Raw genomic sequence first — 17,362 nt, 5'->3', positions numbered from 1 at the left:
ACGGCTGAAAGTACAACAAACTTTTTGATGTTTTCATTATCCGGCAGCGGTCGCTTACCGGTCGTCCTGATGCGCCTGGAGTACCGGTAAATACCAGCATTCAGCCGCGTCGGTTATCTGCTGTATCCGGGGTTCATCCAGTGCCCTGCATAACCGTTGCAGGTAGGGATCGCTTCCCTCACCTTCCTGTTGGTAGCCTCCGACCCAGGCGGCAAGCAGAGCGTTACGGGCTTTGAGCTGTGTCGCCTCATCTGTCATAAACTGATGATTTTTCTTATCAAAACAGGCATTAAGCCAGGCACCACCGCTTTTGGTCAGCAACATCAAAGGCTCGCGCATGCCCTGCAGATAGCCTTGCATATAGCGCGCCAGCGCATCAGTCGCCTCGTCCGGCGGCACGGCAGGGAAGCACCAGTAGCTGTGCTGTCGGCCAAACATCCGACTTTTACCGTCGCCACCCAGTGCACAATAAACTAAATGTTCCAGCCACAGTAATAAACCGTCATTGATATTCAGCACGCCCGGTCGCCAACGCAGCAGGCCATCGCTCTGCACCTGGGTTAACCAGCCGGTTAATGTGACGCCCGCCAGTGCCAGATTGATCTCCCGACTTTCACCCTCACTGCGCTGAGTGATCACCTCTGCGGCCACCTCCTGCATCTCTTCGCGCTGAGCCTGCCAGAACAGCTCGCCAAACGCCCCATAAGGTAAGTTGCCGGCGGCGCGGTGATGGGCATAAAGGCGATCGGTGTCCTCTCCTGTTACCAGCGCATTCAGTAGCTGCGCATTGATTTGATAGCGCTCCAGGCTGTCCAGAGCAAAGGGTTCACTGTCGGGCAGTTCATTTTCTTCAAGCCAGAAATTGACCCCCAGGCGCTGCTGAAACCAGGCCCGAACCGGATGACGCCAGAAGCGCAGAAACTGTTCGAAGGCTAATGTCTCTACAGGCGGTGTGCTCAGCGGCTGAACAAAATCAGGCTGGGGCTGACCGGTGCCCTGTGCGGCAGGCAGCCATTCACGGGCAAAGCTGTGTGCCGCTGACGCAGGCTGAAAATTTTCCGGCGCAAACGGCATCCGGCTGTGTAAATGTTCCAGGTGTGCCCGTACCCGCTGTGCGCTGTCATCCAGTTCCCTGTCCTCGTCGCCAGGCAGGTAAAAACTTTGCCCGATATACTCCAGCAATTCGGTGACCAGCACCGAAGGGTAACGTTCGGTATTGTCCTGAATAGCGCGGCCAATATAGCTGATATAGAGCTGTTGCTGAGCGGAAATCAGGGCTTCCAGAAACAGATAGCGGTCGTCATCACGACGGCTACGGTCACCTTTGCGCGACTGCTGCTGCATCAGGTCAAACCCCAGCGGCGCTAAAGTGCGCGGATAAACGCCGTCGTTCATCCCCAGTAAGCACACCACGCTGAAGGGAATCGAGCGCATCGGCATCAGGGTACAAAAATTGATTTGCCCGGCCAGAAAGCGTTGACTGATCCGCTGCTGATCCAGCCGCCCACGCAGATCGTCGCGCAGGAGCACGACCGGAATCGCCTCATTGAAACGCGCGTCCATACCGTACTCAATCAGCGTTTTCCACTGCTCTTCCACCAGCAACAATGCCGCTTCTGTTTCGGTATCCGGTGTAAAAAAGGCATTCAGCAGTTCGCGACACAGCGGCAGCCAGGCCTCCAGCGGGCGCGGCTCCGATAAGACCTGTCGCCAGTGATTAAGCCGGGACAGCAGTTCGGCCAGATGGCCCGCCAGTTCGGCGACCAGCCCACTTGATTCGTCATAAGGCAGAATACCTTGCCAGTCGCCATGCTGGCTTTCCATTGCATATCCCAGCAGCATACGTTGCAAACCAAAGCGCCAGGTATGCTGACCGGTGACCGGCAGAGCCAGCGCTTCCACACTGGCATCATCCAGCCCCCAGCGCACGCCTGATTCGCTGACCCAGCGGCGCAACAGACGCAGGCCGCTTTCGTCAATCGAGAAGTGATTCGCTAAGGCCGGGACATCCAGCAGCGCCAGCACATCTTCAGAGACAAACCGGCTGTCCGGCAGTGACAGTAATTGCAGAAACGCGACGATAGCAGGATGCGCCTGACTGGCACGACGGTCAGAAATGGCAAACGGCAGATAGCGTTCTGCCGGAGCGTTTGCAAACACGGCCTGAATAAAAGGCGCGTAAGCGTCAATATCGGCCACCATGACGATAATATCCCGCGCTTTCAGCTCAGGATCGGCTTCCATCAACGCCAGAAGATGATCCTGTAGCACTTCAACTTCGCGCTGCGCACTGTGGCAAACCTGGATGGCAACAGAGCGATCCTGCGGGTCCAGCCGCCGTTTCTGCCCACTGTAAGCCAGTTCATCCGCCGTCAGGCCAATGATTGCCCTGTCCTGCAGATTAAGAAGATCGTGCTGCATACAGTGCAGCAGGTTGTCTTCTTCGACGTCAACAAACGCATCGATTTCGCTGTTCAGCTCCATCTGGCTGAGCAGGAAGAGGTTATCGCGGCCTAACTTGCCCCAGGAGGCCAGCAGCGGGTTAGTCAGATGTTGTTCCCCTTGCTCACTAAACAGAGCTGGCGCGCGCGCCACATCACTGAATAAACCGCGATATTCTTCCCGGTCATGACGCCGCCGCTGGCGGCTTTGTAGCTTCGCCAGAAACGCATAGTCCTGAATATCGCCCCAGTAATCACGGCAGGGATTGGTAAACAGCAGATAGATATCAACGTGCCGCCCCAGCGCCTGCAACGCCTGTAAATAGACCGGCGGCAGCGCTGAAATACCACAGATAAACACCCGCTGCGGCAGGTTATCAGGTCGGGTTTGTGCCTGCTCAAGCGTGGTAATAAAGCGCGCATAGAGGTTGGCACGATGCCATTTGGGCTGGCCCAGCGCGTCGGTATAGTCGACTAAATCACGCCACAACGCGGCCTGCCACACCTGCGCCTCTCCCAGGCCCTCGATCTGTTGACCGCGTTCCCAGCTGTTAAGCCAGTCCGCGCGGTAAACCAGATACTGGTCAAACAGGTCGGCAATGCGGGCGCTGAGCTGAAAAAGTTTGCGCCTGTCTCCGTCGTCACTCAGATAATGGCGCAGTGAGGCAAACTCGTCCTGCAGCAGCAACGTAGGTAAACGATGCATCAGTTTCCAGCTCATGCTGGCTTTGCTGAAGGCGCTCTCCGGCGGAATGTCTGGCAGGACGCGCACAAACATTTCCCAGATAAAGCTGGCCGGGAGCGGGAATTCGATATTTGCCGCAATGCCAAAGGTGCGCGCCAGTTCCATCTGCAACCACTGCGCCATCCCCGGGCTTTGCACCAGCACCATTTCTGACGCAAAGGGATCGTCAAGCGGATCCAGTTTAATCACTCTCGCTGCCAGACTTTTGAGCAGATCAAGCTGATTAGAGTGATAAACGTGAAACATGCAAACTCCTGTGGAAACACTAAACGGCATGGCGATGGCAGACGGTACTCACTCTACCGCGTATCGCATTTGAAGCCTACCGTGAAAACCCATTCTCATCCGCTCAGCAGTGTAATCGCGTCAGGCTGGCCTGACGTTGATGCGGACCGCTCACCGTAACCGTTTCCAGCGTGCAGCCGCCCGGCCCCGTTTTTTTATCTGACCGCGTTTGCCAGCCCGCCACCTCACGCCCCAACAACCGCTGTTCCGCCACACGCCAGGCTTCACGCTGCTGCCATTGCTGACTAAAGCCGAGCGTTAACACCCGGTGATACTGCAATAAGGCGCTGGTGCTGACGGCCATCAGTAACAGGGCAAACAAGGCTTCCGGCAGGCTGAATCCTGCCGCTTCACAGGCACTGCTCCGGCGCGGATTGCGGGCAATAATCAATCCAGCCCTGTGGCAAGGGACTGATTTTGCTGCCCTCCAGCCTGACCCAGTGCCATAACGTCTTATCACTTTTTTGCGTTTCACCTTTAAGCAATCCCTTCTCATCGTCCACGCGATGCAGGCACGCCTGCCAGCCATACTGCGACTCGCGCTGGCAGGTAGCAGGTGGTTGCGCTGGCCACGTTAATGTCAGTCCCCATTGCAGTGCCGACTGGGCCTGCCAAAACCCCTGAATAGCGTGTTGCTCATCGGCGACGATAAACATTCCCTGCGCCAGCATCTCGCGGCTGGCCTGAAGCGTGATGCCGCCTGTCAGCAGGATGATGAGCACCATCCCCAGCGCACTGTTACCCTCGGCGTTCACAGATTCATTCCTTCGACCCGGCTTTCCAGCGTTTCGGTTCGGTTCCCGCTTCGCCCCTGCAGTACAACGGTGACCAGCCGGCCTTCACGGCGCACGTCGAATGCCTCAATCGAAAGGAAAGCCGGATCGGAAAGCCGTTCCCATCCACTGCCGTTGCAGTTATCCACACCACGCTGCATCTCCAGTTGGTGTTGTCGCAGCCGGTAACCGTAGTAATCGCTCTCACTGTGCGTAACTCCTTCCCACTGACCGTTGCTGTTCTCGTCAAACCGGATCAGCACACAGCCTTCGGCTGTCATCAGGCCACCCGTTCCGCACTCCCCGTGGCAATAACCCGCCCGCCGGATCGCTTTTTCCAGCGTGGACAGCATTTGCTGTAACTCCTGACGCAGTTGAACCTGTTGTTGCAGCCTGAGGTTTTCGGCCAACAGTCGCGGCATAAAGCGTCCTGCACTGACCATCAGCACCGCACTGATCGCCATGGCGATGAGCATTTCCAGCAGACTAAACCCGGCCATTTTCATTCGCAGTCCGCATCGTCAATACGGCAAAGACGAATTCGCGCCCGTGCAGAAATAATCACCCGTATTTTTCCGGCGCGATTGCGCAGCTCAATGCTGCCCGCTTTGGCCACGTTGCGGCGTCCGTAAAAACCCGGCTCGCCACGCAGGGCGTGAAGGGTGATGTCCGCATACGGCGCGATAAAGTGCAGGCGGCTTGCCGTACTGCAGCCATTCTGTGGCGGTGCTGCCACGCCGATACACCAGGGCTGTGTGGGGCGGTGCCACAGCACCAGGTCCCGGTTTTGCGCATTGGCCTGAGCACGGACGCGTAACAGAAAGTGTTGCAGTTGCAGCGCCGTATCGCGAAGCTGTTGACGCTGCTGCCAGCGCTGCCAGCCTTGCGTGGCAAAGGCGCTGAGTATGCCAGCGATTACCATCACCAGCAGCAGCTCCGCCAGCGTAAACCCTTTTGACTGTGATCTTTTCATGGCGGCAGAGTGCCGCAGCAGCGAGCGCTTCAGCAAGCCCGAAAGCCACCTGTTGGAAGCAAAGCTACAGGATTTTTCCTCTGGATAAAGACATGATCAGTGCAAGTGTGCACCGCGCCGCAACATCGCTGTAAAAAAAACGCCCCGGCATGCTGTGGCAAGACCGGGGCGGATGCTGGCGGCGGGTGTTCAGACCGCAACCGGCGCTTTGATGGCGGGATGCGGATCGTAACCTTCAATCTCAAAATCATCGAAGCGATAGTCAAACAGCGAGGCAGGCTTGCGTTTAATCACCAGCTTCGGTAACGGACGCGGTTCGCGCGTCAGTTGCAGGCGCGCCTGCTCCAGATGGTTGCTGTAAAGGTGCGTATCGCCGCCGGTCCAGACAAAGTCACCGACCTCCAGATCGCACTGTTGCGCGACCATATGCACCAGCAGCGCATAGCTGGCGATGTTAAACGGTAGCCCCAGGAAAATGTCGCAGGAACGCTGGTAAAGCTGACAGGAGAGCCTGCCATCCGCGACGTAGAACTGGAAAAAGGCATGGCACGGAGCCAGCGCCATTTCATCCAGTTCGCCCACGTTCCACGCCGAGACAATGATGCGGCGGGAATCCGGATCGCGCTTGATCTGTTCAATCACTTTGGTGATCTGATCAATCTCTTCGCCACGGGCGGTGCCCCAGCTACGCCACTGTTTGCCGTATACCGGTCCCAGATTGCCCTGCTCATCTGCCCACTCATCCCAGATAGAGACATTGTTTTCTTTCAGGTAACCAATGTTGGTGTCCCCTTGCAGAAACCACAGCAGCTCATGAATGATGGAGCGAACATGGCACTTTTTAGTCGTGACCAGGGGAAAGCCATCCTGCAGATTAAAACGCATCTGGTGACCAAAAATTGAAAGCGTGCCTGTACCGGTACGGTCAGATTTTGGTGTGCCTTCGTTCAGCACGTAGCGCATTAAGTCCAGATACTGTTTCATTTTTCCTCGTGAAGTTGTTGCTGCGGACGTCGACGGTACGCCCAAATCATCATAATCACACCGGCGATGATCATCGGCAGAGACAGTATTTGTCCCATGCTCAGGCCGCCGGTGAGCAAACCCAGTTGCGCGTCGGGCTGACGGAAGAACTCAACAATAAAGCGGAAGCAACCGTAGCCGATCAGGAACAGGCCGGACACGCTGCCCATCGGGCGGGGTTTGCGAATAAACAGGTTCAGGATAATGAACAACACAATGCCTTCAAGGAACAGTTCATAGAGCTGTGAAGGATGGCGCGGCAGGACGCCATAGGTGTTCAGCAGTGCCTGATATTGTGGGTTGTTAGCCGCCAGCGCGATATCTTCGCTGCGCGAGCCGGGGAACAGCATGGCGAAACGGAAATTGGGATCGACGCGGCCCCACAGTTCACCATTGATAAAGTTGCCCAGACGACCGGCGCCGAGGCCGAACGGAATCAGAGGGGCAATAAAATCAGCAACCTGGAAGAAATGACGTTTGGTACGGCGCGCAAAAATCAGCATCACCAGGATGACGCCAATCAGACCGCCGTGGAACGACATGCCGCCATCCCAGACTTTGAACAGGTAAAGCGGATTTTCCAGGAACAGCGGCAGGTTATAAAACAGCACGTAACCGATGCGTCCGCCCAGGAAAACCCCCAGGAAGCCGGCATACAACAGGTTTTCGACTTCCTCTTTTTTCCAGCCGCTGCCGGGTTTGTTCGCGCGGCGCACCGCCAGCCACATGGCGAACACAAATCCCACCAGATACATCAACCCGTACCAGTGAAGCGAAAGCGGTCCGATTGAGAAAATCACCGGATCAAACTGTGGAAATGCGATGTAGCCGTTATTCATCATTCACCGTTTTTTTTCTGCCCTGAAAGGGGACGTGATGCACATAAATTAAGGCTGTGCATCATAGCACAGCCAGTTTTTTGCGTAGTCGCAGAAATGTAACCTGGGTTAACGCCCGCCGCGGATCAGACCGCCCAGACCACGCTGTTCCATAAACGCCGACATCATCTGGCGTACCTCCGTCGCTGACGAGGCTTTAAGCGCCTGGGTGCTGAGCTTCTGCGTTTCTTCGTAATCCAGATGACGCAGCAGGTATTTAACACGCGAGACGTTTTTCCCGTTCATACTGAGGTGGTGATATCCCATTCCCACCAACAGCGCCACGCAGGTCGGATCGCCCGCCATTTCACCACACAAACACAATTCCAGATTCGCCAAATGGGCTTCAACAGAAATGGCCTGCAGTGCACGCAACATAGCCGGATGGAGGGAATCGTACAGATTCGCCACGCGCGTATTGTTACGATCAACCGCCAGCAAATACTGGGTCAGATCGTTGGTGCCTACCGAGATAAAATCAACACGCGAGGCCAGATGCGGGATCATAAACAGCATCGAGGGCACTTCAATCATGATGCCGATGCGCGGCTTCGGAATCGCATAGCCGAGCATCTCTTCCACTTCTGCCCCGGCACGCTGAATCAGCCGTTTGGCCTCGTCGATCTCATCAATGTGGCTGATCATCGGCAGTAAGATGCTCAGGTTGCCGGAGGCGGCATTCGCACGCAGCATCGCGCGCACCTGCACCAGGAAAATTTCCGGTTGATCGAGCGTCAATCGAATCCCGCGCCAGCCCAGACACGGGTTCTCCTCGCTAATCGGCATGTAAGGCAGTTGTTTATCGGCCCCGATATCCAGCGTACGCAGCGTAACGGGCTTGTCGTGAAAGAGCTGTAACATGCCCTGATACTGTGCCACCTGCTCTTCTTCTGACGGAAATCCGCTTTGTAGCATAAACGGGATTTCCGTACGGTAAAGACCGATGCCGTCAACCCAACTGCCCTGCGTTTGCTCATGCTCCGGGCTCAGTCCCGCATTAAGCATCACCTGTATGCGCTGACCGCTTCTCAGTTCTGCCGGTCTGTCTACACCGCCTTCAGCCATCTTGCTGAGGGCATTTTCTTCATTGATTAACCGCTGGTACTCCTGCACGATCACCGGTTCAGGGTCGATCAGCAGTTCACCACGATAGCCATCGACAATCAGCAGGCGCTTATTGAGCTGGCCGGGCTGAATGTCTGCGCCCATCACCGTGGGGATCCCCATGGCGCGGGTCAGGATCGCGGCGTGCGAATTCGCGGCGCCGTCACGCACCACAATACCGGCCAGGCGATCATGCGGGATCTCGGCGAGCGTTGTCGCTGTCAACTCATCGGCTACCAATACAAAGCGTTCGGGCCAGGCATTGACGCCCACCAGGGAATCATCAAGGTGGAACAGCAACCGCTGTCCAAGCACCCGCAGATCGCCCGCGCGCTCTTTCAGATAGCTATCCGTCAGGCTGGCAAACTGCGCGGCAAACTTTTCAATCACGGTTTTGACTGCCCACTCGGCCACGGATCCGCGTTCGATCTCATCGAAGAGATCTTTTTTCAGGCGGGCATCCGTTAACAGGTGCGAGTAGAGATCGAAGATAGCCGCGCTTTCTTTCTGCGCGCTGGCAGAAAAGCGTTTACTGAAGCGACGAAACTCACTGGCGGCTTCGCTCATCGCCAGTGACAAGCGCTCACGTTCGCGCAGTGGATCCAGCGTGGAGGCCGCGGAGACCTGATCGAGCAGGGGTTGGGTTTCATCCACCCAGCCCGGTGCAACCGCCACACCCGGTGCGGCCGCGATGGCGCGAACACGGGCCTGGCGATACTGGCCAAACAGCTGGCTCAGCTGCGATTGTGACAGCAGGGCCGCTAGCTGGGTGGCGAGCGTAACCAGAAAAGACTCTTCGCTTTCGTCGAACTGGCGATGCTCGCGCTGCTGCACCACCAGCACGCCCAGAAGCTGGCGGCGGCTGATGATGGGCACACCAAGGAAAGAGCGATAGCGTTCTTCCTTAACGGAGGGGATGTATTTAAAGCTCGGATGGCTCTGCGCATCAGCCAGGTTGATAGGCTCGGCCAGGCGACCGACCAGGCCCACAATCCCTTCATCAAACGCCAGTTTCACCGTCAGGCCACGCGGTTTTTTCAGACCGCGCGTCGCCATCAGGTAATAACAGCGATGATCGTGATCGGCCAGATAAACGGAACAGACTTCCGTTTCCATCGCCAGACAGATCTCATTAACCAGGATGTCGAGTGCTTCGTTCAGACGGGGCGCACTCGCCACCTTTTCAACAATTTCTCGCAACTGAGTGAGCATAAAGGGCGTGGCCTATCCTCTTTTACGTCGATGGGCAGGATGATTTCGCTGCACCGCACTCTCCTGCATGGACATGACAACGCCTGCAAACTCCTTCATCACCCGACGGTACACATCGCGTTTAAAAGAGACAACCTGACGTACCGGATACCAAAAGCTCACCCAGCGCCAGCCGTCGAATTCCGGCGTGCTACTGTGTTGCACATTAATATCTGCATCACTGCACATCAACTGCAGAAGAAACCACTTTTGTTTCTGACCAATACAAACCGGTTTTGTGTCCCAACGCACCAAACGTTTTGGCAATTTGTAGCGCAACCAGTTACGGGTAGATGCAAGTATTCGGACATCCTTTCTGTGTAACCCTACTTCTTCGAACAATTCGCGATACATCGCCTGTTCTGCGGTTTCACCGGGATTGATGCCTCCCTGAGGAAATTGCCAGGAGTGCTGTCCAAAGCGCCTGGCCCATAACACTTGTCCCTGCCTGTTACAAATTACGATACCAACATTCGGGCGGTAGCCATCATCATCGATCACTGGACTACCTCAAAAGCTAAATTTGAATGGTCTGATTGTTTCACACTCCTTACAGGCGGTAAACCACTGGATTCGCGGGCAATGGGGACCGTAATCTCGGGATAACTCACAGAAGAATGCAAAGTTATAAACAAAGTACCGAGAAAACATCGATCTTATTCACGTTTTCTGTGGATAGCTTTGTGTAGAACACGGGAGTTAACTGAATAACCCGTTGGGAGGAATCTGAATACGCTTTACTGTAATTCTGAAATAGCCATTGAAATATAAGACTATTTCTCTGCTGAGGTTTGAATAAATTCGTCTGAGTGACATTGTATAATGTCCTGCCGCTGACAATTGGCTAAAGATCCACCACCCAGCTTTTTATCCACAGAGATCGGTTCAAGCTTGCAGCAAACCGGCTAATTTTTGCTAAAAAACAGTAAAGTCAAGGCTGTAAATCGAACCAGTAACCCGTCTGATGCCAGGTTATCCCATCTTTCTGTGGATAACTGGTCATAAGATCCTGTTCATTGTTGATAGCAAGTTGGGATAACCTGACCCGTCGTTAACAGCATGAGGCGGTGCATTCTTAAAAAAGCACTATGTTTCATGTTATTATGCGCACCTTACCCTGCTCATTCCTGTGGAAAACCTGACAGGCCGCAGGGCGCTTATTTTTTAACCACACCGGGTTACGCATATGATCACTCTTCCAGAGCCTCCTGAAAACGAATCGGTACTGTTCGCGCGGGCGCAGGCACTGGCAGGTTTACCTTTACACTGTCTGGCAGAACAGGCCGGCATTCCAACGCCAGACAATCTGAAGCGCGATAAAGGCTGGGTGGGCATGCTGCTGGAATGGCATTTGGGGGCCAGCGCAGGCAGTAAAGCCGAGCAGGATTTTGCGCATCTGGGCATTGAGTTGAAAACTATCCCTGTCGATCGTGAAGGCAAACCGCTGGAAACCACGTTTGTCTGCGTTGCACCGCTGACCGGTAACAGCGGCGTGACGTGGGAAAACAGTCATGTTCGCCATAAGCTGGCTCGCGTACTGTGGATGCCGGTTGAGGGTGAGCGTGATATTCCCCCTGGCGAGCGCCGGGTAGGCGCGCCCTTGCTGTGGAGCCCGACGGCACAAGAAGAAGACATGCTGCGTCAGGACTGGGAAGAACTTATGGATATGATTGTGCTGGGTCAGGTGGAACGTATTACTGCCCGTCATGGTGCCTGGCTGCAAATTCGCCCCAAAGCGGCTAACAGCCGGGCCCTGACCGAAGGGATCGGCGAACAGGGACAGCCCATTATGACGTTACCGCGCGGGTTTTATCTCAAGAAAAGCTTTACCGCCCCGCTGCTTGCCCGCCATTTTCTTCTCTGAATCCCCTTTCCCCAGGCCATGCACTATTTAAATGTGAGTTCGACAGATTAGGTGCGTATAATCTTCGTTTACTTTTCGTTTAGGATACGAGTGCAGGTATGTTCGAGTGGATTTCCGATCCTAACGCCTGGCTGGCGTTGGGCACCCTGACCATTCTGGAAGTGGTTCTGGGCATTGATAACATTATCTTTTTGTCATTAGTGGTGGCAAAACTGCCTAAACATCAGCAGGCCCGCGCACGGCGCATTGGTCTGATGGGCGCGATGCTGATGCGGCTGGGACTGCTGGCCTCGATTGCCTGGGTAGCAAAACTGACCAATCCCCTGTTTACCCTGATGGATCATCCGTTCTCCGCGCGCGATCTTATTCTGCTGTTTGGTGGCTTATTTCTGCTCTGGAAATCCAGCATGGAAATCCATGAAACCATCGAAGGTGAGGAAACCGAACACAAATCCAATGTGCATTCGTTCCTGGGAGCGATTGTGCAGATTATGTTGCTCGACATTATTTTCAGCCTCGACTCGGTTATTACAGCCGTCGGCCTTTCCGACCATCTGTTTATTATGATGGCCGCCGTGGTGATTGCCGTCTTAATGATGATGTTTGCGGCACGCAGTATTGGCGAATTTGTTGACCGTCATCCGTCGGTCAAAATGCTGGCGCTTTCTTTCCTGATTTTGGTGGGTTTCACCCTCATTCTGGAGAGTTTCGGCGTGCATGTACCAAAAGGTTACATTTATTTTGCCATGTTCTTCTCGATGGCCGTTGAGTGCCTTAACCTGATGCGCAGTAAGAAAAAAGTCAGCTAGCGTTGTCAAGGGCGGCGGCCTGCCGCCCACCTATTTTCAGATTGATACGATTAACCCAATCGGTAAAAGGATTTATTACTACACTTTTTTACAGTGGACGCGTTGCGAGGATAAGCACAATGAAAGGGCTGAGTAAGATTATATTGGCGGCCGTTGCCGCAGTGACATTAGGTGGTTGTAGTTCTGATTATGTGATGGCGACAAAAGACGGTCGCATGATTATGACGGAAGGCAAACCGAGCATTGATAAGGAGACCGGACTGGTACAGTACACCGATCAGTCAGGCCATACGGTACAGATTAACAGTGATGAAGTATCAACCATCATTGAGCGTTAAATGCGAAACGAGCAGGCCTGTCGACCTTTCCCTCTCCGGCAGGCTGTTTCTCCTTGTTGTTTCCCTTTCTTAGCCGCTACGCCTCGCGCTATAGTCCCTTAAGACACAATATCCATCCTCAGAGAAAAGGAAGCCGGCAATGCATTATCACCGTATCCCCCATAGCACGCTGGAAGTGAGTCAGCTTGGATTGGGCACCATGACGTTTGGTGAGCAAAACAGCGAAGCCGACGCCCACGCGCAACTGGATCTTGCGATCAGTTCCGGCATCAACCTGATCGATACTGCCGAAATGTATCCGGTGCCGCCTCGCCCGGAAACCCAGGGCCTGACCGAAAAGTACATTGGCAGTTGGTTAAAAAAGACCGGCAGCCGCGATAAAATCATTCTCGCCAGTAAAGTCGCAGGGCCGACCCGCGGCAACGATGCCTCCATTCGCCCTAATATGGCGCTGGATCGTAAGAACATTCGCGAAGCGCTGGATGCCAGCCTGAAGCGCCTGAATACCGATTATATCGACCTGTACCAGCTGCACTGGCCGCAGCGCCAGACCAACTTCTTTGGCAAACTTGGCTATCAGTACAGCGCTTCCAGCGTCCCGGTGACCCTGCTGGAAACGCTGGAAGCGCTGGCAGAACAGGTGCGGGCCGGTAAAATTCGCTACATCGGCGTCTCTAATGAAACCCCCTGGGGCGTGATGCGTTACCTGCAACTGGCAGAAAAGCATGAGTTACCGCGCATTGTTTCTATTCAGAATCCCTACAGCCTGCTGAACCGCAGTTTTGAGGTGGGCCTGGCGGAAATCAGCCAGCATGAAGGCGTGGAACTGCTGGCCTATTCGTGCCTGGCTTTTGGTACGCTAAGTGGGAAATACCTGAACGGTGCACAGCCTGCTGGTGCACGTAATACCTTGTTTAGCCGGTTTACCCGCTACAGTGGCGAGCAGTCTCAGCTGGCAGTCGCAGAATATGTGGCGCTGGCAAACAAGCATCAGATCGATCCCTCGCAAATGGCCCTGGCGTTTGTTCGCCAGCAGCCGTTTGTTTCCAGCACGCTGCTGGGCGCCACCACGCTGGATCAGTTAAAGATCAATATCGACAGCGCCAACCTGACGCTCAGTAGTGAGATTCTGGAAGAGCTTGAGGCGATTCACCGCCGTTATACCTACCCAGCACCGTGATGCCATGTGCCAGCCGCAAGTGCGGCTGGCAGTTCTGACTGACAGCCTGCGTTAACCCAATTCCAGAGCCAGCAGATCCTCGATACGCTGCGCGCGACGAATCTCACGTGGCGTGCCGTTTTCAAACAGGATTTCCGGAATCAGCGGTCGACTGTTGTAGTTAGAGGACATGGACGCACCGTACGCCCCGGTATCGTGGAACACCAGATAGTCGCCGACTTTCGCGTCGGGAATCGCCCGGGTTTCCACTTTGCCCCCTTCAAGCTGGGTAAACACATCGCCGGACTCGCAAAGTGGCCCCGCGACAACGCTTTCACGCGTATCCTGTTCATCAATCTGTCGGTTGTCGCCAGCCATCAGGGAGATATGGTGATAGCTGCCGTACATCGATGGACGCATAAGATCGCTGAATCCGGCATCCACCAGCACAAAGTGACGGCTGCCCATCTCTTTAACGGCCCGCACCTGCGACACCAGCACGCCTGACTCCGCCACCAGGAAACGGCCCGGTTCAATTTCCAGCTTCACGGCGTGGCCCAGATGTGAGGCAATACGCTGGCGCGCGGCGTCCCACAGGCCAAAATAGTGATCGGTATCAATCGCTTCCTCCCCATAGTGATAGGGAATGGATAAACCGCCGCCCGCAGAAATCGCCTCCAGATCCTGACCGAACGCCACCACCAGATCGACCATGGCATCGCAGACCTGCTGCAGGTGCGCATAGTCCACGCCCGAGCCGATATGCATGTGAATGCCGATCAGGCGCAATCCATATTGCTCAATCGCCGCCTGAGCAGCAGGCAAATCACTCGGCCAGATGCCGTGTTTACTGTTTTCACCGCCTGTATTGGTTTTCTGGCTGTGGCCATGACCAAATCCCGGATTGATACGCAGCCAGACCGCGTGCCCTGGCGAAACCGCACCCAGCTGATGCAGCATATCGACCGAACCGGCATTCACCGGCACCTTTAGTTCTGCAACTCTGGCGAGTGTAGGTTCATCCAGCACGTCAGCCGTAAACACGATGTCGTCACCGCCGGGCGTAAAACCAGCCACGAGGGCGCGCTCAATTTCGCCCAGCGAAACGGAATCCACTTTAACCCCGGCCGATTTCATAAGGCGCAGGATGTGCGTATTTGAACAGGCTTTTTGAGCAAAGCGCACCACATCAAAAGCGTGAAGCTGTGCAATACGCTGCTGAATCACCTGCGCATCATAAGCCCAGAACGGGCCAGAATACTGGCGGGCAAGCGGCAGCAGATGATCAACGTTGAGGGCGGTTTCTGTGGTGTTTAACGGACGCGGCATAGCATGTCTCCTGTGGCAATCCTCCTATTAAGCCAGATTCGTGCCATGCCGAAAAATATCTGTTTTAATAGCATCTATGCATAAATGATATGGGATATCCCATGGCCACGATTAACTGGCGCCACATCGAGATCTTTCATGCCGTGATGACCAGCGGCAACCTCACCCAGGCCGCCACGCTGCTGCAAACCTCACAGCCCACGGTCAGCCGTGAACTGGCGCGGCTTGAACGGCAGTTGAGTCTGCAACTGTTTGAGCGCGTGCGTGGCCGTCTGCAACCGACGGTGCAGGGACTACGCCTGTTTGAAGAGGTGCAGCGCTCGTGGTATGGGCTGGACCGCATTATGGATGCGGCAGAAGGTTTGCGGCAGTTTCGTCAGGGCGAGCTGTCGATTGCCTGTCTGCCGGCCTTCTCACAGTCGTTGCTGCCGCCCATTTGTCAGACGTTTTTACAACGCTATCCCGACGTCAGCCTGAACATCATTCCGCAGGATTCACCGCTGCTGGAAGAGTGGCTGTCGGCGCAGCGCTATGATTTGGGCCTGACAGAAACGCTGCACGCACCTGCCGGTACCGATCGCCAGGCTTTACTGACCTGCGATGAAGTCTGTGTCTTACCGAAACAGCATCCTCTGGCGCAGCGCAACTTACTTACGCCGCAGGATTTTGCGGGTGAGAACTATGTCAGCCTGTCACGTACGGACAGCTATCGGCAGTTACTGGATGCACTGTTTCATGAGCAAGGCGTGACGCGCAGGATGGTGATGGAAACCCATAGCGCAGCCTCGGTGTGCGCGATGGTGCAGGCTGGCGTGGGTATTTCTGTCGTTAATCCGCTGACAGCACTCGATTATGCTGACAGCGGGATCGTCATGCGTCCGTTTAGCGTGGCGGTGCCCTTTACCGTCAGTCTGGTCCGGCCGCGCCACCGGCCGGCTTCAGCGCTGGTTGACGCCTTTGCAGCGCACCTTCAACATCAGATTGCCCGTTTTCCGGCGCTGATTGCGGCCAGACTGGTTTAGGCGTGTACGCTGGCCGCCGCGCCGCCTGATTTACGGAAGGTGATCAGGCAGACGATCAGCCCCACCGCCGCCAGCGCAGCCGCGGCAACCGGCACGCTGGTCAGCCCATAGCCCCGGGCAATAACCGCTCCGCCTACCCAGGCACCCAGTGCATTCCCGACATTAAAGGCCGAAATGTTCAGGGTCGACACCAGATTTGGTGCCTCCTTACCGTGGCGCACGACATTTATCTGCAAGCCGGGTACCGTAGCGAAGGTAGCCATCGCCCAAAGGAACAAGGTGATTTCCGCCAGCCACAGCGCATGGCTGGTCCAGCTAAACAGCAGTGAGAACAGCGCGATCAGCAGGAAACTGCCTGTCAGGCTGAGCGCCACATTGCGGTCAGCCAGTTTGCCGCCCAAAATATTGCCTGCCGTCAGCCCCGCCCCAATCAGGAACAGAGTCCAGCTCACGCCATGATCGCTGATGCCGGTGACCTGCAACAGCAACGGCGCAATATAGCTGAACAGCGTAAACATGGCGGCAGCAAAACAGACCGTCATCAGTAACGACAGCCACAGTTTACCGTTTGCCAGCGCGCTGATTTCGCTGGCCAGATTGACGGGCTTCTCGTTTTTATTTTCCGGCAGGCTGGTGATCAACGCAATAAAGGCCAGCACACCAATTACCGCAACGCCCCAGAAGGTGGCACGCCAGCCAAACAGCTGACCAAACCAGGTCCCCAATGGCACGCCTAATACGTTGGCTAACGTCAGGCCGGTAAACATCAGCGCCACGGCGGACGCCTGGCGATCGGCAGCCACCAGACTGGCAGCCACCACAGCGCCAATGCCAAAAAACGCACCGTGACAGAGGGCGGTAATCACCCGCGCCAGCATCAGAAGGTTGTAGCTGTACGCCAGCGCGCACAACAGGTTACCGATGATGAAGATGGCCATTAACAGAATCAGCGTTTTCTTGCGTGGCAGTTTCGCGGTCAACAGTGCCATGACCGGCGCGCCAATGGCCACGCCCAGGGCATAGCCGCTGATGAGCCAGCCCGCTGACGGAATGGTCACCTGTAAATCGTTTGCCACTTCCGGCAGTAACCCCATAATAACGAACTCAGTGGTTCCGATGGCGAACGCACTCAGCGCCAATGCCAGTAATGCCACAGGCATAACACTCTCCCAAATATGATTATTGCGACGCGGTTGCTTCCGCGTGCATCGCGATGAACAGGCTATAATTTATGATCTCTGTCACATTCTGTATTACACCATAGCTGACTGTCATCGGATACTCACACAGAGGCAACACTGTATTGCAGGAAAGGCAATAATTGACAGTAAGATGAACTATGCTTATTAAACATGAGGTTAAGGAGAA

General features: G+C 55.3%; 16 protein-coding genes. 5 read left to right on the top strand and 11 right to left on the bottom strand.

The window, feature by feature from the left end; genetic code table 11:
• Nucleotides 1-54 precede the first annotated feature (54 nt).
• The 9 genes from recC to rppH form a co-directional block, all read right to left on the bottom strand.
• Complete coding sequence (gene recC, locus C7434_RS16150; RefSeq protein WP_054687109.1) at nt 55-3,432, bottom strand: exodeoxyribonuclease V subunit gamma; 3,378 nt, start codon at nt 3,430-3,432, stop codon at nt 55-57.
• A 103-nt stretch (nt 3,433-3,535) separates the two neighbouring features.
• Entirely contained in the window at nt 3,536-3,862 is a 327-nt protein-coding gene (locus C7434_RS16145) for a prepilin-type N-terminal cleavage/methylation domain-containing protein (RefSeq protein WP_172913418.1), read from the bottom strand.
• Nucleotides 3,822-4,226 (bottom strand): DUF2509 family protein, encoded by a 405-nt coding sequence (locus C7434_RS16140; RefSeq protein WP_033739599.1) that lies wholly within the window; start codon nt 4,224-4,226, stop codon nt 3,822-3,824. Before C7434_RS16140 ends, C7434_RS16145 begins: the two co-directional genes overlap by 41 nt.
• Complete coding sequence (locus C7434_RS16135) at nt 4,223-4,750, bottom strand: prepilin peptidase-dependent protein (protein WP_081316783.1); 528 nt, start codon at nt 4,748-4,750, stop codon at nt 4,223-4,225. Before C7434_RS16135 ends, C7434_RS16140 begins: the two co-directional genes overlap by 4 nt.
• Complete coding sequence (locus C7434_RS16130; RefSeq protein WP_033739681.1) at nt 4,747-5,217, bottom strand: prepilin peptidase-dependent protein; 471 nt, start codon at nt 5,215-5,217, stop codon at nt 4,747-4,749. The genes C7434_RS16135 and C7434_RS16130 overlap by 4 nt, the downstream gene beginning before the upstream one ends.
• A gap of 189 nt (nt 5,218-5,406) precedes the next feature.
• A complete protein-coding gene (gene thyA / locus C7434_RS16125; protein WP_006120797.1) occupies nt 5,407-6,201 on the bottom strand; it encodes a thymidylate synthase in 795 nt (264 codons plus the stop codon).
• Entirely contained in the window at nt 6,198-7,079 is an 882-nt protein-coding gene (gene lgt, locus C7434_RS16120) for a prolipoprotein diacylglyceryl transferase (protein ID WP_033739682.1), read from the bottom strand. The genes thyA and lgt overlap by 4 nt, the downstream gene beginning before the upstream one ends.
• A 108-nt stretch (nt 7,080-7,187) precedes the next feature.
• Nucleotides 7,188-9,434, bottom strand: coding sequence for a phosphoenolpyruvate--protein phosphotransferase (gene ptsP, locus C7434_RS16115; RefSeq protein ID WP_006120799.1), 2,247 nt, complete (start codon nt 9,432-9,434; stop codon nt 7,188-7,190).
• Nucleotides 9,435-9,446: 12 nt separating this feature from the next.
• Nucleotides 9,447-9,974, bottom strand: a complete 528-nt coding sequence (gene rppH / locus C7434_RS16110) for an RNA pyrophosphohydrolase (RefSeq protein WP_006120800.1) — start codon at nt 9,972-9,974, stop codon at nt 9,447-9,449.
• Between the two features lie 685 nt (nt 9,975-10,659).
• On the opposite strand from rppH, the gene mutH reads away from it, so the two are divergent.
• The 4 genes from mutH to C7434_RS16085 all read left to right on the top strand — a co-directional run bounded on the left by mutH (nt 10,660) and on the right by C7434_RS16085 (nt 13,664).
• Entirely contained in the window at nt 10,660-11,337 is a 678-nt protein-coding gene (gene mutH, locus C7434_RS16100; RefSeq protein ID WP_133745655.1) for a DNA mismatch repair endonuclease MutH, read from the top strand.
• 98 nt (nt 11,338-11,435) lie between these two features.
• A complete protein-coding gene (locus C7434_RS16095) occupies nt 11,436-12,146 on the top strand; it encodes a TerC family protein (RefSeq protein ID WP_006120802.1) in 711 nt (236 codons plus the stop codon).
• A 119-nt stretch (nt 12,147-12,265) separates the two neighbouring features.
• The gene (locus C7434_RS16090; protein WP_006120803.1) at nt 12,266-12,484 is read left to right on the top strand and encodes a YgdI/YgdR family lipoprotein; all 219 of its coding nucleotides are present in this window, start codon (nt 12,266-12,268) and stop codon (nt 12,482-12,484) included.
• A gap of 139 nt (nt 12,485-12,623) precedes the next feature.
• Nucleotides 12,624-13,664 carry an NADP(H)-dependent aldo-keto reductase gene (locus tag C7434_RS16085; protein ID WP_006120804.1) on the top strand — a complete coding sequence of 347 codons (1,041 nt, stop codon included), beginning with the start codon at nt 12,624-12,626 and terminating at the stop codon, nt 13,662-13,664.
• A gap of 51 nt (nt 13,665-13,715) precedes the next feature.
• Here C7434_RS16085 and lysA read toward each other — a convergent pair whose 3' ends face one another.
• On the bottom strand, nt 13,716-14,972 hold the full coding sequence (gene lysA / locus C7434_RS16080; RefSeq protein ID WP_033739602.1) for a diaminopimelate decarboxylase: 1,257 nt from the start codon (nt 14,970-14,972) through the stop codon (nt 13,716-13,718).
• A gap of 101 nt (nt 14,973-15,073) precedes the next feature.
• On the opposite strand from lysA, the gene C7434_RS16075 reads away from it, so the two are divergent.
• Nucleotides 15,074-15,994, top strand: coding sequence for a LysR family transcriptional regulator (locus C7434_RS16075; protein ID WP_006120806.1), 921 nt, complete (start codon nt 15,074-15,076; stop codon nt 15,992-15,994).
• On the opposite strand, the gene C7434_RS16070 is transcribed toward C7434_RS16075, so the two are convergent.
• On the bottom strand, nt 15,991-17,154 hold the full coding sequence (locus C7434_RS16070; protein WP_033739603.1) for an MFS transporter: 1,164 nt from the start codon (nt 17,152-17,154) through the stop codon (nt 15,991-15,993). The two genes, C7434_RS16075 and C7434_RS16070, sit on opposite strands and share 4 nt — an antisense overlap.
• Nucleotides 17,155-17,362 lie beyond the last annotated feature (208 nt).

Source organism: Pantoea sp. PNA 14-12 (assembly GCF_004364735.1).
In the GTDB taxonomy this organism is placed as follows: Bacteria; Pseudomonadota; Gammaproteobacteria; order Enterobacterales; family Enterobacteriaceae; genus Pantoea; species Pantoea stewartii.
The sequence above is the reverse complement of the archived record's forward strand: the minus strand, read 5'-3'. Positions and strand labels throughout refer to the sequence as shown.